23 protein-coding genes are annotated in these 26,938 nt (G+C 74.3%); 17 read left to right on the top strand and 6 right to left on the bottom strand.

Translation table 11 applies throughout. The features are described 5' to 3' along the window. Window positions 1–11 precede the first annotated feature (11 nt). The gene (locus ACIRBY_RS17795; protein ID WP_403901470.1) at window positions 12–2,705 is read right to left on the bottom strand and encodes an ABC transporter substrate-binding protein; all 2,694 of its coding nucleotides are present in this window, start codon (window positions 2,703–2,705) and stop codon (window positions 12–14) included. A gap of 534 nt (window positions 2,706–3,239) precedes the next feature. Here ACIRBY_RS17795 and ACIRBY_RS17790 point away from each other — a divergent pair. From ACIRBY_RS17790 to ACIRBY_RS17775, 4 genes are read left to right on the top strand one after another with little or no spacing between them, the layout of a single operon-like run. Then, the gene (locus tag ACIRBY_RS17790) at window positions 3,240–4,082 is read left to right on the top strand and encodes a nitrilase-related carbon-nitrogen hydrolase (protein WP_390689395.1); all 843 of its coding nucleotides are present in this window, start codon (window positions 3,240–3,242) and stop codon (window positions 4,080–4,082) included. Then, window positions 4,079–5,374, top strand: a complete 1,296-nt coding sequence (locus ACIRBY_RS17785) for an aspartate aminotransferase family protein (RefSeq protein ID WP_403901468.1) — start codon at window positions 4,079–4,081, stop codon at window positions 5,372–5,374. The genes ACIRBY_RS17790 and ACIRBY_RS17785 overlap by 4 nt, the downstream gene beginning before the upstream one ends. 9 nt (window positions 5,375–5,383) lie before the next feature. Then, on the top strand, window positions 5,384–6,784 hold the full coding sequence (gene hydA, locus ACIRBY_RS17780) for a dihydropyrimidinase (protein WP_403901467.1): 1,401 nt from the start codon (window positions 5,384–5,386) through the stop codon (window positions 6,782–6,784). A 56-nt stretch (window positions 6,785–6,840) separates the two neighbouring features. Beyond that, window positions 6,841–7,854, top strand: a complete 1,014-nt coding sequence (locus ACIRBY_RS17775; protein WP_403901465.1) for a TIGR03842 family LLM class F420-dependent oxidoreductase — start codon at window positions 6,841–6,843, stop codon at window positions 7,852–7,854. Between the two features lie 43 nt (window positions 7,855–7,897). Here ACIRBY_RS17775 and ACIRBY_RS17770 read toward each other — a convergent pair whose 3' ends face one another. Beyond that, window positions 7,898–8,908 (bottom strand): glutathione S-transferase family protein, encoded by a 1,011-nt coding sequence (locus ACIRBY_RS17770; protein ID WP_403901464.1) that lies wholly within the window; start codon window positions 8,906–8,908, stop codon window positions 7,898–7,900. A gap of 184 nt (window positions 8,909–9,092) precedes the next feature. On the opposite strand from ACIRBY_RS17770, the gene ACIRBY_RS17765 reads away from it, so the two are divergent. The 3 genes from ACIRBY_RS17765 to ACIRBY_RS17755 all read left to right on the top strand — a co-directional run bounded on the left by ACIRBY_RS17765 (window position 9,093) and on the right by ACIRBY_RS17755 (window position 11,911). Beyond that, window positions 9,093–9,920, top strand: coding sequence for an inositol monophosphatase family protein (locus ACIRBY_RS17765; protein WP_403901462.1), 828 nt, complete (start codon window positions 9,093–9,095; stop codon window positions 9,918–9,920). Between the two features lie 63 nt (window positions 9,921–9,983). Further along, the gene (locus ACIRBY_RS17760) at window positions 9,984–11,402 is read left to right on the top strand and encodes a phytoene desaturase family protein (RefSeq protein ID WP_403901460.1); all 1,419 of its coding nucleotides are present in this window, start codon (window positions 9,984–9,986) and stop codon (window positions 11,400–11,402) included. After that, a complete protein-coding gene (locus ACIRBY_RS17755; RefSeq protein ID WP_403901459.1) occupies window positions 11,402–11,911 on the top strand; it encodes an O-acetyl-ADP-ribose deacetylase in 510 nt (169 codons plus the stop codon). Before ACIRBY_RS17760 ends, ACIRBY_RS17755 begins: the two co-directional genes overlap by 1 nt. Before the next feature lie 4 nt (window positions 11,912–11,915). On the opposite strand, the gene ACIRBY_RS17750 is transcribed toward ACIRBY_RS17755, so the two are convergent. Then, entirely contained in the window at window positions 11,916–12,641 is a 726-nt protein-coding gene (locus ACIRBY_RS17750; protein WP_403901458.1) for an IclR family transcriptional regulator, read from the bottom strand. A gap of 183 nt (window positions 12,642–12,824) precedes the next feature. On the opposite strand from ACIRBY_RS17750, the gene ACIRBY_RS17745 reads away from it, so the two are divergent. Then, the gene (locus ACIRBY_RS17745; protein WP_403901457.1) at window positions 12,825–13,907 is read left to right on the top strand and encodes a LuxR C-terminal-related transcriptional regulator; all 1,083 of its coding nucleotides are present in this window, start codon (window positions 12,825–12,827) and stop codon (window positions 13,905–13,907) included. 7 nt (window positions 13,908–13,914) lie between these two features. Here the strand turns inward: ACIRBY_RS17745 and ACIRBY_RS17740 are convergent, their stop codons facing one another. Beyond that, complete coding sequence (locus ACIRBY_RS17740) at window positions 13,915–14,676, bottom strand: GNAT family N-acetyltransferase (protein ID WP_403901455.1); 762 nt, start codon at window positions 14,674–14,676, stop codon at window positions 13,915–13,917. Window positions 14,677–14,761: 85 nt separating this feature from the next. On the opposite strand from ACIRBY_RS17740, the gene ACIRBY_RS17735 reads away from it, so the two are divergent. Beyond that, a complete protein-coding gene (locus ACIRBY_RS17735; RefSeq protein WP_403901641.1) occupies window positions 14,762–15,718 on the top strand; it encodes a phosphotransferase family protein in 957 nt (318 codons plus the stop codon). Here the strand turns inward: ACIRBY_RS17735 and ACIRBY_RS17730 are convergent. Beyond that, window positions 15,709–17,310 (bottom strand): AMP-binding protein, encoded by a 1,602-nt coding sequence (locus tag ACIRBY_RS17730; protein ID WP_403901454.1) that lies wholly within the window; start codon window positions 17,308–17,310, stop codon window positions 15,709–15,711. The genes ACIRBY_RS17735 and ACIRBY_RS17730 overlap by 10 nt on opposite strands. Window positions 17,311–17,399: 89 nt before the next feature. Here ACIRBY_RS17730 and ACIRBY_RS17725 point away from each other — a divergent pair, with 89 nt between their 5' ends. Further along, on the top strand, window positions 17,400–18,281 hold the full coding sequence (locus ACIRBY_RS17725) for a LysR family transcriptional regulator (protein ID WP_403901452.1): 882 nt from the start codon (window positions 17,400–17,402) through the stop codon (window positions 18,279–18,281). Window positions 18,282–18,299: 18 nt separating this feature from the next. On the opposite strand, the gene ACIRBY_RS17720 is transcribed toward ACIRBY_RS17725, so the two are convergent. Next, complete coding sequence (locus ACIRBY_RS17720) at window positions 18,300–18,788, bottom strand: Lrp/AsnC family transcriptional regulator (protein ID WP_403901451.1); 489 nt, start codon at window positions 18,786–18,788, stop codon at window positions 18,300–18,302. 159 nt (window positions 18,789–18,947) lie between these two features. On the opposite strand from ACIRBY_RS17720, the gene ACIRBY_RS17715 reads away from it, so the two are divergent. The 7 genes from ACIRBY_RS17715 (at window position 18,948) to ACIRBY_RS17685 (ending at window position 26,896) form a co-directional block, all read left to right on the top strand. Beyond that, window positions 18,948–19,955, top strand: coding sequence for a DMT family transporter (locus tag ACIRBY_RS17715; protein WP_403901449.1), 1,008 nt, complete (start codon window positions 18,948–18,950; stop codon window positions 19,953–19,955). Continuing rightward, a complete protein-coding gene (locus ACIRBY_RS17710) occupies window positions 19,948–21,144 on the top strand; it encodes an aromatic amino acid transaminase (RefSeq protein WP_403901448.1) in 1,197 nt (398 codons plus the stop codon). The genes ACIRBY_RS17715 and ACIRBY_RS17710 overlap by 8 nt, the downstream gene beginning before the upstream one ends. 202 nt (window positions 21,145–21,346) lie before the next feature. Beyond that, entirely contained in the window at window positions 21,347–21,997 is a 651-nt protein-coding gene (locus ACIRBY_RS17705; protein ID WP_403901447.1) for a hypothetical protein, read from the top strand. Then, window positions 21,994–23,202, top strand: coding sequence for an MAB_1171c family putative transporter (locus ACIRBY_RS17700; RefSeq protein WP_403901446.1), 1,209 nt, complete (start codon window positions 21,994–21,996; stop codon window positions 23,200–23,202). The genes ACIRBY_RS17705 and ACIRBY_RS17700 overlap by 4 nt, the downstream gene beginning before the upstream one ends. Then, the gene (locus ACIRBY_RS17695) at window positions 23,199–24,113 is read left to right on the top strand and encodes a DNA-binding protein (protein WP_403901444.1); all 915 of its coding nucleotides are present in this window, start codon (window positions 23,199–23,201) and stop codon (window positions 24,111–24,113) included. The genes ACIRBY_RS17700 and ACIRBY_RS17695 overlap by 4 nt, the downstream gene beginning before the upstream one ends. An 88-nt stretch (window positions 24,114–24,201) precedes the next feature. After that, window positions 24,202–24,681, top strand: coding sequence for a DUF3574 domain-containing protein (locus tag ACIRBY_RS17690; protein ID WP_403901443.1), 480 nt, complete (start codon window positions 24,202–24,204; stop codon window positions 24,679–24,681). A gap of 136 nt (window positions 24,682–24,817) precedes the next feature. Beyond that, the gene (locus tag ACIRBY_RS17685; RefSeq protein ID WP_403901441.1) at window positions 24,818–26,896 is read left to right on the top strand and encodes a SpoIIE family protein phosphatase; all 2,079 of its coding nucleotides are present in this window, start codon (window positions 24,818–24,820) and stop codon (window positions 26,894–26,896) included. Window positions 26,897–26,938: the final 42 nt, after the last annotated feature.

Genomic DNA, 26,938 nt, shown 5'->3' with positions numbered 1-26,938 from the left:
CCGCCACCGGATCACTGGGGGCAGGGGTGCGTTTTGCCGGGGAGGCCCCAGGTGGCCGGGTTGTTCAGGCCCGGCGGCTGGTCGGGCAGCAGGCCGCACGCCATCCATGTCGTCACGCTCTTGTCCAGGTGCGACTCCATGACGTAGACCGCCTTGTTCGGCGGGTACTTGTGCCGGCTGTCCAGTGACAGCAGGCCCGAGGCGCCCGCGAAGTTCTGCACACCCGGGTTCGAGAGCCGTGCGTACACGTCGGTCGGCTGGAACGCCGCACTGCTGTTCTCCGCGGTCTTGTACTGTGCGTAGACCGAGTTGATCACCTCGGATGCCACCCGCAGCGCATCGTAGGCCCCTGCCGCGTTCCCCTCCGGCACCGAGCCGTTCCCGAAGACCTCCCGGAAGCGGGAGGTGAACTCGGAGTACGGGGTGTTCGGGCTCGCGTTGCCGTTGGAGTCGTTCAGCATCACGTAGTAAGGCTTGAACACGGAGTGCTTCCTGAGCAGCTCCTGGGGGTCCTGGAGGTAGGTCGCCGCCAGGCTCTCGGCGAAGATCGCGACCTGCTTCCCGTCCGCCTTGCGGCAGTCGGCGGTCCCCTGGAGTGCGTCGAGGAGTTCCGGCATCTTGCCCGAGCGGCCCGCGTACACGATGTAACCGCCGGAGGCCTGCACCTTGTCGCAGATGTCCCGAGCCACGTCCGGGACGATCTGTCCGTTGCGGTTCTCGTAGTAGGGGACGGTGACCACCTTGCCGCCCTTGTAGTGCGCGGAGAACTTGCCCTGGAGGTCGGAGCTGAAGAATTCGTCGTCGGGGTCGTAGACCACGACGGCCGTCCTGCCGTCGCCCTTGTCCGTGGTCAGCTCGCCGATCTGCTCGGAGTGCGCGGCGAACTCGGCCATCACCTCGGCGATGCGGTCGTTCGAGGGGGACACCTGGAAGTAGTAGGAGGAGGACCGCTCGTCCACCATCCTGCTGCCCGTGACGGAGTTGCCGATCACGGGGATGCTCGCGGCGGAGATCTCCCCCACCGCGGAGTACGAGGACTGGCGGCTCTGCGTGATGCCGACCACGGCGGCGATCCTGTCCCGGTCCTTCCGCGCGATGATCTCCTTGGCGACGTCGGGGCCTTGGGCGTTCTGCGATCCGTAGGCGAAGTACTTTCCCGGGTTGGCGATCAGCAGGCGTATCTGGACGATGTCGCCCGTGCGGCTGTTGATCTGGTTCTGGGCCGTGAGAGCGCCGCGCAGGTTCTGCATGCTCACCGGGGTGGAGTCGCCGGGCTCGCCGGTGAGGGGAGCGAAGAACACGACCGTCCGGTACGGGCGCCCGCTCGTGATGGCGCTCTCGTTCTGCTTGGCCGCGACCGCTTCCAGTTCGAGCAGCTCCTTGTCCCGGCCGGCCACGCCCAGGTGGCATTCCCGCCCGTCGGTGACACCGACGGTCTCTCCTGTGGCCACCTTGTGGCACGACGGCGAGGGGCCGCTCTCGGGCCCGAAGAGGTACAGACCCGTGGCGACGAGGCCGAGCGCCAGGACGGGGGCCGCCACGACCCGCGCGTAGTCCCCCCGGCCGTTCGGCCGGACGGGGACCTTCGGATTGGTCTCCAGCCAGCGTTCGGCCGGCCCGTCGTCGTCGTTCGCGGACAGCGGGACGACGTACACGGCCGACGGGGAGCTGCGGGTGTACAGGCTGTGCACGCGGTCGGCGAGACCGGTCACGCTGAGGGGATCGGCGGCCAGGGTCTGCGCGTACGAGGGCGGCTCACCCGTCAGGGCCCCGAGCACCATCAGCGGCGCCGGCGGCTCGGTGCGGATGACGTCCGCGTAGGTGTCGAGCAGCTGCCGCACCGGTGTGCCCTCCTCGCCGACCTTCGGCAGGAGCAGGACGAAGGGCCAGCGCCGACGGGCCCGGTAGACCCAGAGCCGGGACGGCGCGGCCGCCCTGGACAGGTCGTTGAGCAGGGCCATGAGCAGCATGCGCTGGATCAGGGCCAGGTTGTGCCGCGAGGTCCCGGACGGGGTGATGGCGAGTGCCATCCGCAGGAAGTTCGCGCCCTTGGGGCGCCGCGAGCCGACCCAGCGCAGGCTGCGGGGCTGGCTGAGCCACAGGCCGTAGACGCGGCGCGGCAGCCCGACGACCACGAGCTGGAAGAGGGTGAGCCAGACACTGGCGAGGAAGTTGTCCCCGGTGGCACCCGCCACCCGGGCCAGAGTTCCCAGCAAAGGGCGTCGGAGGAGGAGGCGCAGGTAGAGCTCATCGCGCAGCCGTCGTCGTTTGCTCGCGGCGGACCCGGCGCCGACGGTCGTCTTCAAGGCATCGCGGCAGGTGTGGAAGCGCGGGAGGCGAAGTTCGCCGGCGTCGGGGGGCATCGAGTTCTCGAGCTGATCGACGATGGCGTCCAGCAGGGCGAGGTGGCGCTCGACCGTGTCCTCGGCCGGCGCGCCGGGCGTGGTGTCCTGCGGGCCGAGGTCGCCGTCCTCGACCACGGCGTGCGGGAGGAGGTCGACCGTCCGGTCGAGGTCCGTGTCGCAGAGGCGGTCCGCGTAGCCCAGGATGACCGTCTCCGCCGTGGACGCGTGGACGGACCCGGGCGGCGCGGAGTCCCGTTTGAGCAGCATCACGGGTAACCGGCGGCCGGCGCGCCGGTTGGCCGCGAACGTGTCGAACTGCTCGATGAGGTACTCGATCCCCTGCGGAAGCGGCCGGTGCACGCTACTCCTCTGCGCGTCGGGACGACGGGCGGCGACGCCCGCCGTCCTCCGGAAACACTGCCGCACGGCAGGTTTCGGCCAGGTGGCATCGCATACTGGCGCTCGCGATCGACCGCCTGCCCCCCAACGGCAGTGAGGTGCGCCACGTTAGCGGGGTGCGCCGTCTTCCCGCCGGGAAACGCACGGGTTGCCCCGGGGGCCGGTCGGGGGCCGGATTTCCGGCACGGCCGCGCCGGCCGCGGCGGCGGGCGCACCTGCCGATCGGGCGGCCCGGGTGCCGGTTCTCCGACATGGCCTGTAGGCGTATTGCCCAGGGGTGTGGTTCCGGTGCCCCATCGGATCGGCCGGGCGGGCCCGGCTCGCGTGAAGCGTCCCTCCGGTGACCGCAATCGACCGTGTGGCGACGTAACTTGATCGACTACTCCAACCGCGCAAGGTGGTCTTGCCCCACGCTGTGACGGGGCCTACCTTCGACTCCCTACGCACACCGTCTACGTGCGTAGAAGTCGGCGTTCCCGTCGCGAGGAGCAGCTCATGGCCCAAGTCGTCCGCGCCGCACTCGTCCAGGCCACCTGGACCGGAGACACCGAGTCGATGATCGCCAAGCACGAGGCGCACGCCCGCAGGGCGGCCGCGCAGGGGGCGAAGGTCATCGGCTTCCAGGAGGTGTTCAACGCCCCCTACTTCTGCCAGGTCCAGGAGCCCGAGCACTACCGCTGGGCCGAGCCCGTCCCCGACGGCCCCACCGTCCGCCGGATGCAGGAACTGGCCCGCGAGACCGGGATGGTCATCGTCGTCCCCGTCTTCGAGAAGGAGAGCGAGGGCTTCTACTACAACACCGCCGCCGTCATCGACGCGGACGGCAGCTACCTCGGCAAGTACCGCAAGCACCACATCCCGCAGGTCAAGGGCTTCTGGGAGAAGTACTACTTCCGCCCCGGCAACCTCGGCTGGCCCGTCTTCGACACCGCCGTCGGCCGCGTCGGCGTCTACATCTGCTACGACCGCCACTTCCCCGAGGGATGGCGCCAACTCGGCCTGGCCGGGGCCCAGCTGGTCTACAACCCGTCCGCCACCTCCCGGGGCCTGTCCGCGTACCTGTGGCAGCTGGAGCAGCCGGCCTCCGCCGTCGCCAACGAGTACTTCGTCGCCGCCATCAACCGCGTCGGCCAGGAGGAGTACGGCGACAACGACTTCTACGGGACCAGCTACTTCGTCGACCCCCGCGGCCAGTTCGTCGGCGAGGTCGCCAGCGACAAGGAGGAGGAACTCCTCGTCCGGGACCTCGACTTCGACCTGATCAGGGAGGTCCGCGAGCAGTGGGCCTTCTACCGCGACCGCCGCCCCGACGCCTACGGAGGACTGGTTCAGCCGTGACCAACCCGACCCCCCTGCACAGCCGCCACCGCACCGTCCTGCCCGACTGGCTCGCGCTCTACTACGACCGCCCCATCGAGCTCACCCACGGCGAGGGACGCCACGTCTGGGACGCGGACGGGAACCGCTACCTCGACTTCTTCGGCGGCATCCTCACCACCATGACCGCCCACGCCCTGCCCGAGGTCACCAAGGCCGTCTCCGAGCAGGCCGGGCGGATCATCCACTCCTCCACCCTCTACCTCAACCGGCCCATGGTCGAGCTGGCCGAACGGATCGCCGCCCTGTCCGGCATCCCGGACGCCCGGGTCTTCTTCACCACCTCCGGCACCGAGGCCAACGACGCCGCCCTGCTGCTCGCGACCACGTACCGCCGCTCCAACCAGATCCTGGCGATGCGCAACAGCTACCACGGCCGGTCCTTCTCCACCGTCGGCATCACCGGCAACCGGGGCTGGTCCCCGACCAGCCTGTCACCGCTCCAGACGTACTACGTCCACGGCGCGGTCCGCACCCGCGGCCCCTTCGCCGCCCTCGACGACGCCGCCTTCACCGCCGCGGCCGTCGCCGACCTGGAGGACGTGCTCGGCCAGGCGCGCGGGGGAGTGGCCGCCCTCATCGCGGAGCCCATCCAGGGCGTCGGCGGGTTCACCTCGCCCCCCGACGGGCTGTACGCGGCCTTCCGCGAGGTCCTCAACCGGCACGGCATCCTCTGGATCAGCGACGAGGTGCAGACCGGCTGGGGCCGCACCGGCGACAACTTCTGGGGCTGGCAGGCCCACGCGCGCAGCGGCGCGCCGGACATGCTCACCTTCGCCAAGGGCATCGGCAACGGCATGTCCATCGGCGGCGTCGTGGCCCGGGCCGAGGTGATGAACTGCCTCGACTCCAACTCCATCTCCACCTTCGGCGGTTCCCCCGTCACCATGGCGGCCGGCCTCGCCAACCTCTCGTACGTCCTGGAACACGACCTCCAGGGCAACGCCCGCCGCGTCGGCGGCCTGCTCCTGGAGCGGCTGCGCGCCCTCGCCGCCGCCTCGCCCGCCGTCCGCGAGGTCCGCGGCCGGGGCCTGATGGCCGGTCTGGAGATCACCGAGCCCGGCACCGACCGCGCCGACCCGCAGGCGGCCGCCGCCGTCCTGGAGGCGGCCCGGGCGGGCGGCCTGCTGATCGGCAAGGGCGGCGGGCACGACACCAGCGTGCTGCGCATCGCGCCGCCGCTCTCCCTCACCGTCGCCGAGGCGGAAGAGGGGGCCGAGATCCTCGGACAGGCGCTCCGCAGCATCGAGTAGGGGACCGACATGAGCATCCGCACCCTGATCAGAGGCGGCCTGGTCGTCACCGCCGCCGACGAGCTCCACGCGGCCGTCCTCGTCGAGGACGGCCGCGTGGCGGCCCTCGCCGCCACCGGCTCGGCCGCCGCCGCGGCCTGGACCGCCGACCGCACGATCGACGCGAGCGGGAAGTACGTCATCCCGGGCGGCGTCGACGCCCACACCCACATGGAGCTGCCGTTCGGCGGCACCTCCGCCTCCGACACCTTCGAGACCGGCACCCGGGCCGCGGCGTGGGGCGGCACCACCACCATCGTCGACTTCGCCGTCCAGAGCGTCGGCCGCTCCCTGCGGGAGGGGCTCGACACCTGGTACGCCAAGGCCGACGGCAACTGCGCCGTCGACTACGCCTTCCACATGATCCTCTCGGACGTCAACGAGCACACCCTGAAGGAGATGGACCTCCTCGTCAGCGAGGGCGTCACCTCCTTCAAGCTGTTCATGGCCTACCCGGGCGTCTTCTACAGCGACGACGGGCAGATCCTGCGGGCCATGCAGCGGGCCTCCGGCAACGGCGGACTGATCATGATGCACGCCGAGAACGGCATCGCGATCGACGTCCTCGTCGAACAGGCCCTCGCCCGCGGGGAGACCGACCCCCGCCACCACGGCGAGGTCCGCAAGGTGCTCCTCGAAGCCGAGGCCACGCACCGGGCGATCCAGCTCGCCAGGGTCGCCGGCTCCCCGCTGTACGTCGTGCACGTCTCGGCGCAGGAGGCGGTGGCCGAGCTGGCGGCGGCCCGGGACAAGGGGCTGCCGGTCTTCGGGGAGACCTGCCCGCAGTACCTGTTCCTGTCCACCGACAACCTGGCCGAGCCGGACTTCCAGGGCGCCAAGTACGTCTGCTCCACCCCGCTGAGGCCGAAAGAGCACCAGGCGGCCCTCTGGCGGGGCCTGCGCACGAACGACCTCCAGGTCGTCTCCACCGACCACTGCCCGTTCTGCTTCCGGGGGCAGAAGGAACTCGGCCGCGGGGACTTCTCCAAGATCCCTAACGGCCTGCCGGGGGTGGAGAACCGCATGGACCTCCTCCACCAGGCCGTCCTGGACGGGCACATCAGCCGGCGCCGCTGGATCGAGATCGCCTGCGCGACCCCGGCGCGGATGTTCGGCCTCTACCCGCAGAAGGGCACCATCGCCCCCGGCTCCGACGCCGACATCGTCCTCTACGACCCGCACGCCGAGCAGGTCCTCTCCGCCGAGACCCACCACATGAACGTGGACTACTCCGCGTACGAGGGCAAGCGGATCACCGGCCGCGTCGACACGGTCCTCTCGCGCGGCGAACCCGTCATCGACCGGCGGGAGTTCACCGGCCGGGCCGGCCACGGGGCCTTCGTCCACCGTTCCACCTGCCAGTACCTCTAGGGGGCGCCCGGGGCCCGCACGCCCCGGCGCCCGCACTCCCCAGCAAGGAGCGACGCATGGACTTCGGTCTCGTCCTGCAGACCGACCCGCCCGCCTCCCAGGTGATCAGCCTGATGAAGCGCGCCGAACGCAACGGCTTCCGCTACGGATGGACCTTCGACTCCGCCGTGCTGTGGCAGGAGCCGTTCGTCATCTACAGCCAGATCCTCGCCAACACGCAGAAGCTGCACATCGGCCCGATGGTCACCAACCCGGGCACCCGCACCTGGGAGGTCACCGCCTCCACCTTCGCCACCCTCAACGACATGTACGGCAACCGCACCGTCTGCGGCATCGGCCGCGGCGACTCGGCGATGCGCGTCGCCGGCCGCGCCCCCAACACCCTGGCCCGACTCGGCGAGGCCATCGAGGTGATCCGCGACCTCGCCGAGGGCCGCGAGGCCGAGGTCGACGGCAAGCCGCTCCGCATCCCGTGGGTCAAGGACGGCAGGCTCCCCGTCTGGATGGCCGCGTACGGGCCGAAGGCCCTCGCCCTGACGGGCCGGAAGGCCGACGGCTTCATCCTCCAGCTCGCCGACCCCTTCCTCACGGAATGGATGGTCAAGGCCGTGCGCCGCGCCGCCACCGAGGCGGGCCGCGACCCGGCGTCGGTCACCATCTGCGTCGCGGCCCCCGCGTACGTCACGGCCGACGACTCACCGGCCGCCCTGGCCCACGCCCGCGACCAGTGCCGCTGGTTCGGCGGCATGGTCGGCAACCACGTCGCCGACCTCGTCTCCCGCTACGGCGAGCACTCGGGCATGGTCCCGGACGAACTCACCGAGTACGTCAAGGCCCGCCAGGGCTACGACTACAGCCACCACGGCCGTGCCGGGAACCCCTCCACCGACTTCGTCCCGGACGAGATCGTCGACCGCTTCTGCCTCCTGGGCCCGGCCGAGGCCCACGTCGAGAAGCTGCGCACCCTGCGCGACCTGGGCGTCGACCAGTTCGCCGTCTACGACATGCACGACGCGCGCGAGGCGACCATCGACGCGTACGGCTCCGACGTCATCCCCCTGTTCACCTGACGCCCGGCGGAGACCGGTGCCGCCCGTACCGTGCCCGCCCGTGTCAGGGGCGCGACGCGGCCCGCAGGGGCGGGACGGTCTCGGCGGGGGAGGGCGGCTCCGGCGCGGTGCCGTCCCCGAACGGGCGCCCGCCCAGCGCCTCCCGGCCGTGGGGTTCGAGCCAGCCCGACGGGTCGGGGCCCGCGGGAACGATCCCGGACGGGTTGATGTGGGCGTGGACGACGTAGAAGTGACGCTTGACGTGGTCGAAGTCGACGGTGTCCCCGAAGCCCGGCGTCTGGAACAGGTCCCGGGCGTACGCCCACAGCACCGGCATCTCGGTCAGCTTCTGCCGGTTGCACTTGAAGTGGCCGTGGTAGACGGCGTCGAAGCGCACCAGCGAGGTGAACAGCCGGATGTCCGCCTCGGTGATGGTGTCGCCGACGAGGTAGCGGGAGCTCTCCAGCCGCTCCGAGAGCCGGTCGAGGCGGGCGAACAGCCGGCCGTACGCCTCCTCGTACGCCTCCTGCGACTTGGCGAACCCGGTGCGGTAGACCCCGTCGTTCACGTCCCGGTAGATCTCCTCGCCGACCGCGTCGATCTCCGGCCGCAGCGCCGCCGGGTACAGGTCCGGCGCCCCGTCGCGGTGGTACGCCCCCCACTCCAGCGACAGGTCGAGGGTCAGCTGCGCGTAGTCGTTCGTGACCACCGCGCCGCTCGGCACGTCCACGATCGCGGGCACGGTGATGCCCCGGTCGTAGTCGGGGAAGCGGGCGAAATACGCCTCCTGGAGCCGTTCCATCCCGAGCACCGGGTCACGGCCCTCCGGGTCGAGGTCGAAGGTCCAGCTGCGCTTGTCGTGCGTCGGCCCGGCGATGGCCATGGGCAGGGCCTTCTCCAGCCCGAGCAGTCGCCGGGTGATCACCGTGCGGTGCGCCCAGGGGCAGGCCCGGCTCACCACGAGGCGGTAGCGGCCGGGCTCCACCGGGAAGCCGTCGCGTCCGTCGGCGGTGATCCGGGTGGTGATGTAGCGGCTGTCGCGGGTGTACCCCTTGGCGGGGCCTACAGAACTCATGCGGGGGCCATACCCAGGAACCGCGGCCGCGAGCGCCCGCTCCACCGGGACTCCGCCGTCCCTCGTCCCGGCGGCCGGACCGCGCCCCGCGGCCGGCCGGGTTCACTTCGGCGTCACCCGGTGTCCGGCCGGACGCCCCGGACCGTCGGTGGGGATCGACGGCCCCCCGTGATGTGATGGGGGCATGATCGATGAGTTCCTGGCCCAGGGCCTGCCCGATGTGGAAGAGGCCGTCCGCAAGGCGGCGGCGGTCGAGATCATGCCGCGGTTCCGGCAGCTCGCCCAGCACGAGGTCGACCAGAAGAGCGGCCCGCACGATCTGGTGACCGTCGCCGACCGCAAGGCCGAAGAGCACCTCACGGCCTCCCTGACCCGGCTGCTGCCCGGCTCCGCCGTCGTCGGGGAGGAAGCCGTGCACGCCGACCCCGAGGTCTACGGGGCACTGCGCGGCGACGCACCCGTGTGGATCGTCGACCCGGTCGACGGCACGCGGCAGTTCGTCGAGGGCGACCCCCACTTCTGCACGCTCGTCGCCCTCGCGCGGCACGGCGAGATCCTCGCCTCCTGGACCTACGCCCCGGCCCTGGAGGTCCTGGCCACCGCCGTGCGCGGACAGGGCGCGTACGTCAACGGCGAGCGGATCCACAGCGGTTCGCCGGAGCCGGGCGCCGACCTGCGCGTCGCGACGGCCCACCCGCTGTACACCTCCGAGGCGGACCGGCGCTTCCTGTCCCGGCTCGACGTCCCCGGCGTCGCCCCCCGGCCCTGCGGCTCGGCGGGCCTGGAGTACCTGAGGGTCGCGCGCGGAGAGATGGACGCCCTGGCCTTCACCTGGCCCTCTGCCTGGGACCACGCGGCCGGGCTGCTGCTGGTCGCCGAGGCGGGCGGCGCGCAGAGCACGGTGGACCGGGTGCCCTTCCGCATCGACCGGGACAACGCGCTGCCCTTCGCGGTGGGCCGCGACGAGGCCACCGCCGTCCGCGTCCGCGAGCTGCTGCGCGGCGGGGCCTGAGCGGGCGGGGGCGGGCGCAATAAGCTGGGGGCAGTGGCCGTCGTCGGACGAAGGAGCTGTCAAGTGCCGTCGATTCTCGACGCAGTCGTGGTGGGGGCGGGGCCGAACGGCCTGACGGCCGCGGTCGAACTGGCCCGCCGGGGTCACTCGGTGGCCGTCTTCGAGGCCGCCGGATCGGTCGGCGGCGGGGCCCGCACCGAGGAGCTCACCCTCCCCGGCTTCCGCCACGACCCCTGCTCGGCCGTGCACCCGCTGGGCATCGGCTCCCCGGTGTTCAAGACCATGCCGCTCGACCGGTACGGCCTGCGGTGGCTGCACGCCCCGCTGCCCATGGCCCACCCCTTCGACGACGGCACGGCCGCCGTGCTCTCCCGCTCCGTCGCGGAGACGGCGGCCTCCCTCGGGCCCCGGGACGCGGGCGCGTACCGGCGCCTGGTGGCGCCCTACCTCGGGCGGTGGGACACCCTCGCCCGCGACTTCATGTCCCTGCCGAACACCGCCCTGCCCCGCGACCCGCTCCTCCTCGCCCGCTTCGGCCTCACCGGCCTGCCGCCCGCCACCTGGCTGCTGAGCCGCTTCCGCGACGACCGCGCACGGGCCCTGTTCGCCGGGCTCGCCGCGCACGTCATGGCCCCGCTCAGCGGGATCGGCACCGGCGCCGTCGCCCTGGTCTTCGCGCTGGCCGCGCACGCGGGCGGCTGGCCGATGGCGCGCGGCGGCTCCCAGTCCGTGTCCGACGCGCTCGCCGGCTACCTCGCCGACCTCGGCGGAGCCGTCCACACCGGCTTCGAGGTCAAGCGGCTCGACGACCTCCCGCCGGCCCGCGCGTACGTCTTCGACACCTCGCCGACCGCGCTGGCCCGGATCGCCCGCCTGGGCCGGGCCTACGACGGCTACCGGTACGGGACGGCCGCCTTCAAGCTCGACTACGCCCTCGACGGCCCCGTCCCGTGGACCGCCGAGGCCCCCCGCCGCGCCGGCACCGTCCAGATCGGACCCGGCAGCCGCGACATCGACGCCGCCCTCCAGCTGGCCTCGGGCGGCCGCGCCCCCCGCAACCCCTTCCTCATCACCGCCCAGCCCAGCCTGGCCGACCCCGGCCGGGCACCCGAGGGCAAGCACGTCTTCTGGGCGTACGGGCACGTCCCAGCGGGCTGGGACGGCGACCTCACCGAGGCCGTCGAACGGCAGCTGGAGCGCTTCGCCCCCGGCTTCCGCGACCTCGTGCTCGCCCGCGCCACCGCCGGCCCGCCGCAGCTCGCCGCCCGCAACCCCAACTACGTCGGCGGGGACATCGCCTGCGGCTCCGCCGCCGGCCTGCGGCTGCTGCTCCGGCCCCGGCTCACCCTCTCCCCGTACACCACCGCCCACCCGGCGGTCTTCCTCTGCTCCTCGGCCACCCCGCCCGGCCCCGGCGTCCACGGCATGTCCGGCCACAACGCCGCCAAGGCCGTCTGGCGCCACCTGCGAAAGGAACGCTGATGGTCCGGATCACCCTCGTCCAGGGCGACATCACCGCCGAGGAGGCGGACGCGGTGGTCAACGCCGCCAACTCCTCGCTCCTCGGCGGCGGGGGAGTGGACGGCGCCATCCACCGGCGGGGCGGCCCGGAGATCCTCGCCGCCTGCGAGGACCTGCGCCGCTCCCACTACGGCAAGGGCCTGCCGACCGGCCGGGCGGTCGCCACGACGGCCGGCCGCCTCCCGGCGGACCACGTGATCCACACCGTGGGACCCGTCTGGTCCCGCGAGGAGGACCGCTCGGAGCTCCTGGCCTCCTGCTACCGGGAATCCCTGCGCGTCGCCGACGAGCTCGGCGCCCGCACCGTCGCCTTCCCCGCCATCTCCACCGGGATCTACGGCTGGCCGATGGACGACGGCGCCCGCATCGCGATCGAGACCGTCCGCACCGCCGCCACCCGGGTGGAGGAGGTCCGCTTCGTCCTCTTCGACGCCTCCGCCCACGCGGCCTTCGCCGCGGCTCTGGCCTAGGCCCTCACGCGCCCTCCGCCTCCCCGACCCGGGCCCGCCGCAGCAGTCGCGACCAGCTCGCGTGCGCCTGCGCCGGGCAGTCGGGCCAGGTGCCGTCGGCGCGGGCCAGGCGGTCTCCCACCGCGGCCGCCGCCCCCGCGACCGCCGCGGCCAGCGGGGCCTGCGGCTGGTCCGCCGGGGTCAGCGCGGCCAGCGCGGCCACCACCCGCCCGTCCCGGCCCCGCACCGGCAGCGCCGCACAGCACAGCCCCGGCACCACGCCTTCCCGGTCCACGAACGGACCCCGCTCCCGGCTGGTCAGCGCCAGGCCGGCGGCCGTGGTGAGCGGGAAGCCCATCCCGTCGCGCACCGGCACCAGCGGTTCGGCGCGCCCCGGCACCGAGGCCACCGTCAGCGCCAGACCGTCCCGCAGCACCACCAGGACGGCGCTGGCCCCCGTCGTCATCCGCACCCGCAGCAGCGGCGTCCGCGCGGCCGTCCGCAGCCCCGGATACGGCTGCCAGGACTGCCCCAGCCGGAACAGTTGCGGCCCCAGCACGTACCGCCGCCCGCGCCGCTCGACCGCCCCCAGCGCGGCCAGCTGCTCCAGCAGCCGGTGCGCCGTCCCCTTCGGCACCCCGCACGCCTCGGCGATCTCCGTCAGCCCCGCCTCCCCGCCCGCCCGACGCAACGCGTCGAGCAGCGCGAACGCCCCGTCGAGCACGCCCCTGCCCGCTGATTTCCCCGTCATGAGTCCCCCCGACGCATCGCCCCCGGACCCGGAGGTCCTCCGCAGTGTGCGGGCGGCGCGCCCGTGGCGCCATCCCAGCAATCTGGGGGTGCGGCCGCCGCCGGAGCCGTTTAGCGAACGTTCAGCGCCCTGGCCGATTCTGGACCCGTGGCCGCCCCGCCGGGCGGGCGATCGGGAGGACCCATGACCGGCCCCACGCTCGGGCAGCACGCGTACCGGCGTACGGTCCGGGCCGCGCAGGACGCGACCGGACCCGTACCCGTGCTGGAGGCGGCCGCCGCCGAACTGGCGCGAACCGTCCCCTTCGAGCTGTGGGCCGGGGTGCTGCTGGACCCGGACACCCTCCTCAACGTCGGCGGCGTCTACCGGCACGGCGTGGGCGCGCAGTGGATGCCCCGGATGCTCGACATCGAGTACCGCGAGGGCGACGCCCTCCAGATGCCCGCCCTCGCCCGGTCGGGCACCGCGCCCGTGGGGACCCTGCACACCGGACTCGACGGCCGGCTCGAACGGAGCACCCGCTACCGCGACATCTACCGACCGCAGGGGCTCGGCGACGAGATGCGGGTGCTGCTGCGCGACGCCGGGCGGGTGTGGGGCGCGCTGGTCATGGTCCGCGACGCCGGCCGGCCGCCGTTCTCCGCCGCCGAGACGGACCTCGCCGCCCGGCTCTCGGCCCCCCTGGGCCGGGTCCTGCGCGATGCGCTGACGGCCGCGCGGGGCAGCCGCGATCCGCAGGCCCGGGCGATGGTCCTGCTCAGCGCCGAGTACGAGGTGCTCACCACCTCGGCCACGGCCCGGGCCTGGTTCGCCGAGCTGGCCGAGGTGCCCGCGTCCGGCGCCGCCGGGCTGCCGGCCGCCGCGTACGGGGTGGCGGCGGCCGCCCTGCGCAGTACGAGCGGCGGCAGCCGGGTGTGCGCGCCCACCCGCTCGGGCGGCTGGGCGGGCATCGAGGGCTGGCGCCTGGAAGGGGGCCCCGCGCCGCAGATCGCCCTGTCCGTCGGCCCGGCCGCGCCGCCCGACCGGATCGCCGCACTGCTGCGGGCGTACGCGCTGACCCCGCGGGAGTGCCAGGTGCTGCGGCAGGTGCTGCGCGGCGCGTCGACGGCGCAGATCGCCACGGGCCTGGCCCTGTCCCGGCTGACGGTGCAGGACCACCTCAAGTCGGTGTTCGCCAAGACCGGGGTGCGCTCCCGCCGCGAGCTGGTCGGGCAGGTCTTCTTCGAGCAGTACCTGCCCGAGCCGCCGCTCGGTCCGTCCGGGTAGTGCGGCCTCAGGTCCGCTCGAAACCGTGGCACCGGCCGATGACCGAGAAGCCCCGGCGCTCGTACCAGTGGCGCGGCCAGTCCGCCGCGTCGGCGGTCAGGAAGCGGGTGGCGCAGTGCGAGTCGGCGGCCCGGCGCAGGGCGGCGGCCAGGACCGCGTCGGCGTAGCCGCGTCCGAGGTGGAGTTCGGAGGTGACGAGGTCCTCGATCTGGGCCGTGCCCGTGGCGGGGTCCAGGTAGAGGTCGGCCCACGAGGCGACCTCGCCGTCCGGTGTGCGGGCGCCGATGAACCGCACGGTGTCGGCCCCGCGGCGACAGGTCTCGCGGCGGTCGACGAGCTGGCGGATCACCTCCTCGCCGGCATCGGGCAGGAAATCGCGCCAGCGCCGGGCGAGCGGCACGCGGAGCGCGTCGAGGTCCACCTCCTGCGCCCCGCCGCCGGCCGGCACCGGACCCCCGTGCAGCATCACGAGGTAGACGCGGTGCGCGTAGCCGGCCCGCAGCAGCGGCCCGGCGCAGGCCTTCCCGGCCCCGTCGTCGAGGACCGTGAGCAGCCGGTACGGCAGGTGCCCCAGCACCTCGTCCGCCAGGGCGGGCAGCGCCTCCGGGTCGACCGCTGCGTCGACGACGGCGTAGTTGTTCCCGTACGAGAGCGGGAACGCGTCGTCGAGCGCGGCGAACCCGCCGGGGAAATCGACGGTCCGGGCGGCCTTGCGGCGTGCGAAGGCCGCGAGGAAGGTCGTGATCTGCTGTATCTCCGAGCCGGGCATGGGAGGAGCCTAGGCGGCCGGGCGCGGTGACCGCTCCGGTTTTCCCCCGGTCCGTGCGGTGTGCAACTAGGCTGCGGCCATGGTGATGCGCGCGGAGACGGAGCAGGACTGGGCGGCGACCCGCTCGTGGGTGGAGGGGACGCTGCCCGACGGGGAGCGCATCGAGGGCGCCGCGCCGCTCCAGGGCGGCTGGACCTCGCGGATGCGCCGTCTGGAGCTGTCCGGCGGGGAGGCGGGCCCCCGGTCGCTGGTGCTGCGCTCCTTCGTCCGGCCCTTCTACCTGCGCCACGCCGAGGGCCTGCTGACGCGCGAGGCGGCGATCCTGCGGCTGCTCGCCGGCACGGACGTCCCCGCCGCCTCGCTCGTGGCCGTGGACCCGACGGCGGAGCACTGCGACCACCCCTCCCTGCTGATGTCCCTGCTGCCCGGGACCGTGCGCGTCGACGACGGGGAACTGGGGCCGCGCTCCGCGCTGATGGCCCGCCAACTGCTGGGCATCCACCGGCTGCGGGTGCCCGCGGCGGACCGGCCCCGCGCCTACCAGGCGTGGACCTCCGCCGAGCGGGTCGCCGCGCCGGAGCGCACGGGGCGGCCCGAGCTGTGGCGGCGGGCCGCGGACGCCATCCGCCGCGAGCCCCCGGAGCACCGGGCCTGCTTCCTGCACCGCGACTTCCACCCCGGCAACGTCCTCTTCGAGGGGGCCGGCGAGGGCCTGCGCGTCAGCGGGGTCGTCGACTGGGTGGAGACCTCCTGGGGGCCGGCCGACCTGGACGTCGCCCACTGCTCGACCTCCCTGGCCCTGCTGCACGGGGTGCCCGCGGGCATGGGCTTCGCCGACCGCTACACGGCGGCCGGGGGAACCCTGGCCGAGGACCCGGCCGACCACCTCTACTGGCGCCTGCTGGACGCCCTGGCCTTCGCCCCGGACGCGGAGAAGGTCGCCGTGCCCTGGCGCGCGCTGGGACGGACCGACCTCACCCCGCGGCTGATGGCGGACCGGCTGGAGGGCTACCTCGACGCCCTCTTCGAGCGCTACGCCTGAGCCGCGGGCCGTCCCCCCGGACCGCCCAGGGTCCGGGCCAGCAGCCGCTTGTCGGGCTTGCCGACCCCGGTGAGCGGGATGCGGTCCACGGTGTGCACGGCGCGGGGCGCGTACATGGCCCCCTTGTGCCGGGTGACGTACTCCCGGACCACCTCCCGCCCCGCGTCCCGCCCCGGCACCGGGACGACCGCGGCGTGCACCTCCTCGGTCCCGTCCGCGCGGCGCACCCCGAACACCGCGCACCGGGCGACGGCGGGATGGGCGAGGAGCAGCTCCTCCAGCTCCGCCGGGTGGACGTGCCCGCCGACCACCACGATCTGCTCCCCGAGCCGGTCCAGGACGAACAGGCGGCCCTCGGCGTCGAGGCAGCCGACGTCCCCGGTACGGATCCACCCGTCGCGCAGCACCCCGGCGGTCGCTCCGGGCCGCCGCCAGTACCCGCTCATCGCCATCGGCGTGCGGACGACGATCTCCCCGGCCTCCCCGGCGGGCAGCGGCCCTCCGTCGGCGCCGCGGATCTCGATGTCGACGCCGGGCGCCGCCCGCCCCGCCGTCGGTACGCCGCCGGGGCCCGTCACCCCGTGCTCGTGCGGCAGCACCTCGGCGATGTTGCCCGCCTCCGTCTGCCCGTACCAGCCGTGCAGCACCGGCCCGAACGCCCGGGCCGCCTCCCGCAGCCGCCCCGCCGACGCACCGGTCCCGCCGTAGAAGACGCGGCGCAGGGCGGACAGGTCGGCCGCCGGCCGGTCCGGGTGGTCCAGCAGCTCGTAGAGCAGGGGAGGCAGCAGCCAGACGTCGGTGACGCGCTCGCGGGCGAGGGCGGCGAGCACCTCGCCCGCGTCGAACGCGGGTTGCAGCACGACCGTGCCGCCGGCGAGGAGGGTGATGTCCGCGAGGACGCCCGCCATGTGCGCGAGCGGGGTGCAGGCGAGGGCGCGGGGCCGGCTCCCGGCCGGGATCCGGCCCGCGTGGAGGGCGAGCACCCGGGCGTACGGGCCGTGCGCCATCCGGACGCCCTTGGGGTTGCCGGTGGTGCCGCCGGTGAAGCGCACGCACCAGTCGTCCTCCGGACGCGCCCCGCCCCGTACGGGGCGGGGCGGCCGCAGCGCTGCGGCCGCCGTCAGGTCCTCGCCGGGGGGCTCCTCGCCGGCCGGGGCCGGCCCCAGCGACAGGACGGCGGGCACGCGCGCCCGCGCGAGCAGCGCCCGGGCGGCGGCCTCCGCCCCCGGCGCCACCAGCAGCACGGCGGTGTCGACGCCCTCCACGATCCCGGCCTGCGCCTGCGGGGCCGTGCCCTCCCCGAGGAACACCACGCGGGCGCCGAGCAGGTTCACCGCGTACCGGGCGATCAGCGCCTCGGGCTGGTTGCCCGTCAGGAAGGTGACGGTGGAGCCCCGCCCGACGCCCCGCTCCGCCAGCTCCGCCGCCGTCCGCAGGACCCCGTCCCGGAACTCCCCGGCGAGGAGGGCGGGTCCCCGCGCCGGGACCAGGGCCGGGCGGCCGGGGGAGCGTGCGAGCACCTCCAGCACGGCTTCCACGTAACTCCCGTGCGCAGGAACCGGGTTGTGACTGTTCTCGGTGTTCTCGGTCATGCTCCGCAGGCTAGGGGCGCGCCCTTCGCGCGGTCCAAGACCGGTTCGGCCATGAAAAGATGCCTCGACGGTGATGAGGGGGGCGGGGAATGGATCTGCTCGCGCTGCGCTGCTTCCAGGTCGTCGCGCGCCACGAGCACATCAGCCGGGCGGCCGCCGAACTGCGCGTGGCACAGCCCTCGGTGAGCCGCACCATCGCCCGCCTGGAGGCCGAGCTCGGCGTGGAGCTCTTCGAGCGCCGGGGCCGCCGCATCCGCCTCGGCCGGCACGGCGCCGCCTTCCTGCGCCGCGTCGACCGGGCCCTGGGCGAACTGGAGGACGGCCGCCGCGAACTGGCGGAGGCGGCGGGCACCGGAAGCGGCGCCGTGACGGTGGCCACCGAGACCCTGATGACCCTGGCCGCCCTGCTCCGGCGCCACCGCGCCGCCCGTCCGGGCGTCGACTTCCGGCTGCGCCAGTGCCCCGCCGACGCGATGGCCCACCTGCTGCGCACCCGGGAGGCGGACCTCTGCCTCGCCTCCGAGCCGCTCGCCGGCCCGGGACTGGAGTCGGTCGAGCTGCTCCGGGAGGAGGTGCTGCTGGCCGTGCCCGCCGGGCACCCGCTGGCCGGGCGCGAGGACGTGGCCGTGGCCGAGCTGGAGGGGGAGCCGTTCCTCACCCCCGGGCCCGGGCACTGGCAGCGGGAGCTCGCCGACCGGCTGTTCGCCCGGGCCGGGCTGCGGCCCGCGGTGGTGTGCGAGGGGAACGAGCCGGGCGCCCTCCTGGACCTGGCCGGTGCGGGCCTGGGGGTCGCCCTGCTCCCGGCGATGGCGCGGGAGGCCGGACCGCGCGCGACGGTGGCCTGGGCCCGGCTGGCGACCCCCGACAGCCGGCGGGTGCTGTGGCTCGTGCGCGACCGGGACGCCTTCGCACCCGCCGCCGTCCGGGACTTCGCCGACTTCGCCGTCGCGCACTTCCGCGGCGACGGCTGAGGCCGCGGGCCCGAGGTCTCAGAGGGTCCGGGCCGCCGTCCCCGGGGTGGGCCGGGGGTAGGTGCGGGACTGCTTGACGCTGCCGAAGGCGAAGCTCGACTCGATCGAGGCGATCCCGGGGATGGCGTGGATCCGGTGGCGGACCAGGGCCTCGTACGCCTCCAGGTCCTCGATGACCACCCGCAGCAGGTAGTCGCTGCTGCCCGCCATCAGATAGCAGTCCTGGATGTGCTCGATCACCGCCACGTGCTGCTCGAACTGGGCGACCGCCTCCTTCGTGTGCCGCTCCAGGCGGATCCGGACGAAGACGGTGATCGGCAGCCCGAAGGCGACCTGGTCCACCACCGCCGTGTAGCCCCGGATCAGGCCCGCCTCCTCCAGCCGGCGGACCCGGCGCAGACAGGGCGAGGGGGACAGCCGGACGCGGTCGGCGAGGTCCTGGTTGGAGAGCCGCCCGTCGGCCTGCAGCTCCCGGATGATCTGGAGGTCGACGGCGTCCATGGCCATTCCCGGGGTCCCTCGGCGCTTTCTCGGCGATTGTTGGCAGATCCTGCCCCAAACGTATGTCCGAACGGCAGAACTGGCAATCGGCTGCCCCGGCCCAGGACCTAACGTTGCCGGTGAACGGGCCGGACCGGCCCGCTCTCACAGGCTGGAGTGCATCCCTTGGTCGCGACCCACACCACCGGCGCGTCCGCGCCTGTCGACACGGCGGGCCCGCCGGCCGGAAACACCGGCCGGTTCGGGCTCTCCCCGCACGCCGAGGGCATGCTGGCCCTCGCGGTGACCGTGGCGATCTGGGCCGCCTTCGCGCTCAGCGCCCGCGCCCTCGGCGCCTCCACCCTGCGGCCCGCCGACGCCGCGCTGCTGCGCTTCGGCGTCCCCGTCCTCGTCCTGGCCCCCGCCCTGTGGCGGCGCAGGCGCCGCATCGCCGCGGTCCGCCCCGGCGCCGCGCTCAAGATCGTCTGCGGGGCCGGGGTGCCCTTCTTCCTCGCCGCGATGCACGGCGGGGCCCTGACCTCGGCGGCCTTCGTCGGCTCGATCGTCCCCGGCATGGTCCCGCTCTTCGTCGCCGCCCTGATGGCGGCCCGCGGCCGCGGCCTGCCCCGCGGCGCCCAGGTGGCCGGGCTCGCGCTGATCGCGGCCGGCGTGGCCGCCCTGGTGTGGCGCTACGTGGTCCCCGTCGACGCCGACGTGCTGGAGGGGGCCGGCACCCTGCTGGTGGCCAGCGGCCTGTGGGCCCTGTACACCGTGGGGCTGCGCGACGTGGACCTCGACCCCGTCGGGTCGATCGGGCTGCTGTGCCTGCCCTCCTTCGCCGTGATCGCGCTGCTGGTCCTCACCGGGGTCCTCCCGACCGGCCTGGCACACGCCGCCGGCGGCGACATCGCCCTGTTCCTCGTGGTGCAGGGACTCGGCGTCGGACTCTGCGCGGGCCTGCTGTACGCCTTCGCCATCCGCCGGCTCGGCGCCGAGCGCAGCTCCGTCGTCGGCAGCCTCAGCCCCGTCGCCGTCGTCCTGCTCGCCATCCCCGTGCTGGGCGAGTCCCCGACCGCCGCCGTGCTCGTCGGCGTCCCCCTCATCACCGTCGGCGTCGTCCTCGCCAACCGCCGCCCCGGATCCCGTACCCGTCCGTCCGCCCACCCCCGTCCCGAGGTCCCCGCAGATGCTTGAGCTCCTCCCCCCGCCGCCCACCGACCCGCTGTGGGACCTGACGTACGAGTTCGGCTCCGACGAGCGGGCCGAGCGGCTGAACCTGGTGCTCGGCGTCTACCGCGACCACACCGGCCGCACGCCCGTCATGGCCGCCGTCCGCGAGGCCGAGATCCGGCTGGCGGAGCGCTCCGAGTCCAAGGAGTACCGGGGCCTCTCCGGGAACACCGCCTTCAACCGCGCCCTGCTCACCCTGATCCTCGGCGACGGCGGCCCGCAGGGCCCGGCCGGCCGGGCCGCGGCCGTCCAGACCGTCGCGGGCTCCGGCGCGCTGCGGCTGCTGGCCGACCTGATCTGCCGCACCCGCCCCGGGGCCACGGTGTGGATCAGCGACCCCGCGTACGTCAACCACCGCCCCATCCTGGAGGCGGCCGGGCTCAGGGTCCGCACCTACGGCTGGCGCGACGCCGAGGGAGGCTTCGACGCCGAGGGCGTGCTCCGCGACCTCGCGGCGGCGGCCCGCGACGACGTCGTCCTGCTCCAGGGCTGCTGCCACAACCCCACCGGGGTCGACCCCGACCCCGAGGACTGGGCGGCGCTGGCCGAACGGGCCGCCCGCGACGGCTGGGTGCCGTTCGTCGACCTCGCGTACCACGGCCTCGGCGACGGACTGGAGGCCGACCTGCGGGCCACCCGCCTGCTCGCCGAACGGGTGCCGGAGATGCTGGTCGCCGTGAGCTGCTCGAAGAATTTCGGCCTGTACAGCGACCGCACCGGCTGCGCCATCGTCCTGGGCGCCTCGGAGCGGGCCGTACGGCACGCCGAGACCGCCCTGCAGAACGCCGCCCGGACCCTGTACTCGATGCCGCCGGAGCACGGGGCCGCAGTCGTCACGGCCATCCTGGAGGACGAGGGCCTGCGGGCCGCCTGGCGGTCCGAGCTCGACGTCATGCGCGGCCGCATCGAGGCCAACCGCACGAGCCTGGCCGCCCACCTCGGCGAGCTGGGCTGGGAGGCACAGGCGGCCTCGCTCGCCCGGCAGCGGGGGATGTTCTCGATGCTGCCCCTCACCCCGGAGGAGATGCTCCGGCTGCGCCGCCAGTACGCGATCTACGGGACCACCGCGGGGCGGATCAACATCGCCGGCATCGAGGCCGGGCGGATCCCCTGTCTCGCCCGCGGGGTGGCGGGCGTGCTCGCGGGCCGCTGAACCGGTGCGCCGGACGACCGAATTCCGGCGCACAGCGGATTTCCCCGCGCGTTTCCCCGCGTTCGAAGAGCGGGCGGCGGACTAACCCCGGTCGAAGGCACCTGGAGAATGGCCGGATAGAACTCACCGCGCGCGGTGGGGAGTTGGCCGTATGGCATCATGGCCGCGTTGTCGACCGCTGGGTTCGCCGGAGGAGTGAGGGATGAAGTTACCTGGCTCCGCGTTACCGGCGTCGGAGGACCGGACGCTCAGGCGTCGCCTGAAGAAGGTGCGCCGGACCTGCGAGGGGCTGCTCGCGGAATGGGGCATGGAGCACGGCTGCGGCATCGACGAACTCCACGCATATCTCAGCGAGCAGCGCGGGCGCCCGATCCATTTGATTCCGACGGCCTTCCCCGAACGCCACCTGTTCGGGATATGGCTGAAAACGGATGACTTCGACATCATCGCCTTCGAGAAGGCGGCCTCGGCGTCGCACAAGGAACACATCATCGCCCACGAACTCGCCCATATCGCCTTCGACCACAAAGGGTCCCTGCAACTGGACCAGGCCGACCCCGGTGCACAAGAGCCGGACGGTGCGGGAGAGGTGCGAGAGGCGGGAGAGGTGCGAGAGGCGGGGGAGGCGGGCCTGCTGTTCTCCGACGTCGACCCCGAGGCCGTCCGCAGCGTGCTGATGCGCTCGCGGTACAGCGACGACGAGGAGCAGGAGGCCGAGACCATGGCCTCCCTGATCCTGGCCCGGGCCAACAAGCGCTGGACCGAGCCCGCCTGGGGAGTGCCGGACGAGGCCGCCGAGATCGTGGCCCGGATCGAGAGCGGCCTGGGCCGGCCCGAGCAGGGGCCGGCGTGATCTACGCGATCCTCGCCTGGGTCTGCGCCTTCGTCGGCCTGGCGGCCTTCGCGTACCGGCTCCCGGACCTGCTGCGGCGCCGGCACGACGTGGCCCTGTGGGCGCTGTGCACCTACTTCCTCTGCTCGGGCATCAGCTTCCTGGTCGACCTGGACCTGCTGCGGCTGCACATCTCCGCCTTCTTCGGGCTGCCCAACATCACCTCGCTGATCACCCAGGCGGCGGTCGTGGTGCTCACCGCCGCCCAGCAGGTCGTCCTCGTCTACTGGTCCTCGCCGCCCGCCGAGGCCCGGCGCATGGCGCGCAACCGCGTCCTGGTCTTCGGCGGCGCGCTCGCCGTGCTCGTCGTCTCCTCCTTCGCGGTCGGGCCGGTGGCGCACTCCGAGACGGCGACCTCGACGATCCTGCTCAGCATCCAGCACGGCGGATACGCCCTCTACATGTCCTTCTACCTGCTGATCTGCGCCGTCGGGCAGTTCGAGACCGTACGCCTGTCGCTGCGCTTCACGACCATGGCGAACCGCCAGTGGCTCAAGGTCGGCATGCGCACCGTCACCGTCGGCGCCAGCATGATCCTGGTGTACTGCGTCACCCGCGGCGTCCAGATCGCCGGGACCCGCCTGGACTTCGACGGCAGCGCCCTCGACCCCATCCAGTGGACGGCCGGCAGCGTCGGCGCCCTCCTCCAGATCGCCGGCTGGACCATCCCCTCCTGGGGCATCCGCATCACCCGCGCCCGGGGCTGGGCCCGCTCCTACCGCTCCTACCGGCGGCTGCGGCCCCTGTGGTGGGCCCTCTACCAGGCCTCGCCCGACATCGCCCTGGACCCGCCCCGGTCCTGGCTGCGCGACCTGGTCCCGCCCCGGGACCCGCACTACAGCCTCTACCGCCGCGTCATCGAGATCCGCGACGGCCAGCTGATCCTGCGCACCTCGCTCTCCCTGGAGGACTTCGCGCGCGTGGCCCGCTCCCTGGACCTCCCCGAGGACCCCACCTCGCCGCTGGGCGAGGCCCTCCAGGTGCGCGCCGTCCTGAGCCGGCCGGCCGAGGAGCGGGCCGAGCGCGCCGACGCCTCCGAGATCCCGGCGCGGCCCCCGTACGAGGACTTCCGCGACGAGGTGGAGTGGCTGAGCCAGGTGGCCTCGTCGTTCAACCGGCTCGGCCAGGACCGCCCCGGGCCGGTCGACGCCGGCCTGCTGTCATGACGGCGCCGGAGCGGGAGCCCGAGGGCCCCGAAGGCCTGGTCCCGCTGGCGCTGCGCACCGTCGCACGCCTGGTGGCCCTCGACGCCGGACGGGGCGCGGCCGCCGCCGTGCCCGCCGTACGGGAGGCCGTGCGCACGGTCCCGCAGCTGTCGGCGGACCCGGCCGCCCTGGGCGGCCTCGGCGCCGACCGGCTCGCCGCCCTCGCCGAGCTGGCCGAGGTCATCGGCTGGATCCTCTTCGACGCGGGCCACTACGGGCCCGCCCACCGGATGAACGCCCGCTCCCTGGCCCTGGCCGCCCTGTGCGGGGACCGCTGGACGGCCCGGCTGACCCTGCTCAACCACAGCATGCTCGCCACCCACACCGGCCGGCCGCGCGCCGCCCTCGCCGCCGCCGCCCGGGTGGCCGGGCCCCGCCCGCTGCCCGCCCGGGTCGCCAGCCTCGTCCTGGTCCGCCGGGCGCACGCGATCGCCGTGCTCGGCGGCGGCCGGGAGCCCCTGGAGCTGATCGCCCGCGCCCAGAGCCGCTTCCTGGACGGGATCTCCCGCCGGGACCCGCACTGGGCCTGGTGGATCGACCAGACCGAGCTCCTCGGCCACCAGGGCTGGGTCCAGGCCCGGCTCCGCCGCTGGGACCGGGCCATCCCCCTGCTGTACGAGGCGGCCGGCGCCCCCGGGCCCTCCTACCGGCACCTGTTCACCGCGGAGCTCCTCGCGGCCCTCGCCGGGGCCGGGGCCTGGCGGGAGGCGGAGGAGCTCATCGGACGGGTCGCCCCCCGCGCCGCGGGCATCGGCTCGGCCCGCACCACCGAGACGCTCGCCGCCACCGCGGCCGCCCTGCGCCGCAGCTGCGGCGCCCCGGCCTCACTGCGGGACGCGGCCGCCTTCCTCCGGGAGTCCCTGCCGGCCTGACCGGCCCCGGCCGCCCCCCGGACGGATCCCGCCCGGCGGCCCCCCGACGCGACACGGACACGCACCCTTCCACAGACAGGACGACGACATGCGCTCCCCAAGGATCTCCACGCCCGCGGCCGGCCTGCTGGCCGCGGCGGCCCTCCTCTTCGCCTTCGGCGGCCCGGTGTCGCAGGCCGCATTCGGCACGCCCGCCGCCTCCGCCGCCCCGACCCCGCAGCCCGCCGTCGAGCAGGGCAGCCCGTACATCTCCACGCACCTCTACTTCGGCACGGGCCGGCACAACGGGAACCCGCCGATCACCGAGGAGGAGTTCAACAAGTTCGTCGCCGACGTCGTCACCCCGCGGTTCCCGTCCGGGCTGACCCTCCAGGACGGGCGCGGCCAGTGGCGTGACAAGGAGGGCGACATCAACCGCGAGAGATCGTTCGAGCTCACCGTGATGTACCCGGTGCGCGAGGCCGCCGCCCGCAACGCCGACATCGAGTACATCCGGCGCCTGTACTGCAAGACCTGGGAGCTGGAGTCCGTGGGCCGGGCCGACGTCCGCGCCCAGGTGGACTTCTGACGGGGCCGGCGCGCCCGGCGCCGGGGGAGCGGATCAGCCCCCCGGCGCCGCCCCGACCCCGCCGCAGCGCCCCGCGCCGGGCCCTCGGATAGGGTGAATCGGTACGAAGGGGACCCCTCGGGGTGAGGTCGGTGCATTGGACACGTACCAGTCGGCGAGCAGGGTGCCCGATCCGCCGGACGCGGCCGTCGGGTACGCGGGCGTGCTCCGCGAGCTGCTGCCGATCGCCCTGTGGCGGGAGGACGCGGACGGACGGGTCGTGGAGTGGTCCCTGGCCGCCCAGGAGCTGCTGGGCCACCGCCCCGAGGACGTCCTCGGCCGCCCCGGCGCCGCCGTCCTCGTCCCCGAGGCCAACCGCGCCCTCGCCGACGACCTGACCCGCCGCGTCCAGGCCGGCGAGACCGTCGTCGGTACCCTGCCCGTCCGCCACCGCGACGGCCACCGCGTCGCCATGGAGATGTGGATCGTGCCCGCCGCCGACCCGCGGGGCCGCCGGGGCGCCATGCTCATCGCCGTCGAGACCTCCCAGGTCCTGCACATGCGGGACTCCCTCGCCGCCCTCCAGAGCCTCTTCACCCAGTCCCCGATCGGCCTCGCCACCCTCGGCCCCGACCTGCGCTTCCTGCGCGTCAACGACGCCCTCGCCCGGATGAACGGCGTCTCCGCCGCCGAGCACCTCGGCAGGCGCCTCACCGAAGTGGTCCCCGGGGTCAACGCCACCGCCCTGGAGGCCACCATGCGGCAGGTGCTCGAACGGGGCACCGCCGTCCTCGACGTCCGCCGCACCGGCCGCACCCCCGCCGACCCCGAGCACGACCACACCTGGTCCTGCTCCTACGCCCCGCTGCTCGACGGCTCCGGCCGCACCCTCGGCCTGATCGCCTCCCTCATCGACATCACCGAGGGGCAGCGCGCCCAGCTGGAGGCCGAACGGGCCCGGACCCGCTTCGCCCTCCTCGCCGAGGCCGGCACCCGCATCGGCACCACCCTCGACCTGGGCCGCACCGCCCAGGAGATCGTGGACCTGCTGGTGCCGCAGCTCGCGGACTCGGCCGACGTACAGCTCCTCGAATCCGCCCTCGACCCCGACGAGACCGCCGCGGCCGCCGCCGCCACCCAGGGGCTCATGCGCCGCCTCGCGGCCTCCTTCCCCGACCCCGACGCCCCCACCGCCCGCCTGGCCGCCGGCCAGACCTTCCAGATCCCGGTCGGGACGGTCTACGAACGGGTCGTCGCCGACGGCGTGCCCATGAACCTCTACGCCTCCGACGTCCCCGCCCTGATCACCGACCCCCGCGCCGACGCCCTGCGCGCCTACCTCGCCACCCTCGGCTCCGCCCGCATGGTGCCGCTCGTCGCCCGCGGCAAGGTGCTCGGCGCCGTGGCCGTCACCCGGCTGCGCAGCCGCGAGCCCTTCGACGCGCAGGACTGCGTCCTCATCGACGAACTCGTCGCCCGGGCCGCCCTCAACATCGACAACGCCCGCATGTACACCGCCCAGCGCCACGCCGCCCTCACCCTCCAGCGCAGCCTCACCAACCACGCCCTCCCGTGCGTCCCCGGCCTCGAACTCACCGGCCGCTACCTGCCGGCCAGCGACCACGACGTCGGCGGCGACTGGTACGACGTCATCCGGCTGCCCCGCGGCCGCACCGGCCTGGTCATCGGCGACGTCATGGGCCACGGCATCCACGCCGCCGCCGTCATGGGCCAGCTGCGCACCGCCGTGCGCACCCTCGCCCGGCACGACGTGGCGCCGGCGCGGATGCTCCGCTCGCTGGACGCCGTCGTCTCCGACCTCGGCGAGGACGAGATGGCCACCTGCGTCTACGCCGTCCACGACGCGGCCACCGGCGGCTGCGTCATCGCCCGCGCCGGCCACCCGCCGCCCGCCGTGGTCGCCGCCGACGGCACGGTCACCTTCCTGCGGGGCCCCTCCGGCACCCCCCTGGGCACCGGAGGCCGCTCCTTCCGCACCGAAACGGTCCCGCTGCCCCCCGGCAGCCTCCTCGCGCTCTACACCGACGGGCTGATCGAGGCCCGCGACCGGGACCTCGACGAGGGGATGGAGCGGCTCGCCCGGGCCCTGGGCCGGCCCGCCCGGCCGCTGGAGGAACTCTGCGACGGCATCCTGACCCGGCTGCTGCCCACCGCCCCCCAGGACGACGTCGCGGTCCTGCTGGCCCGCACCACCGACCGGCCGGTCAGGCCCTGACCCCGCCAGAACCGGTGGAACGCGCGGGACCGCCGGCCCGGC

It is taken from the genome of Streptomyces sp. NPDC096136 (assembly GCF_044763325.1).
In the GTDB taxonomy this organism is placed as follows: domain Bacteria; phylum Actinomycetota; class Actinomycetes; order Streptomycetales; family Streptomycetaceae; genus Streptomyces.
The sequence above is the reverse complement of the archived record's forward strand: the minus strand, read 5'-3'. Positions and strand labels throughout refer to the sequence as shown.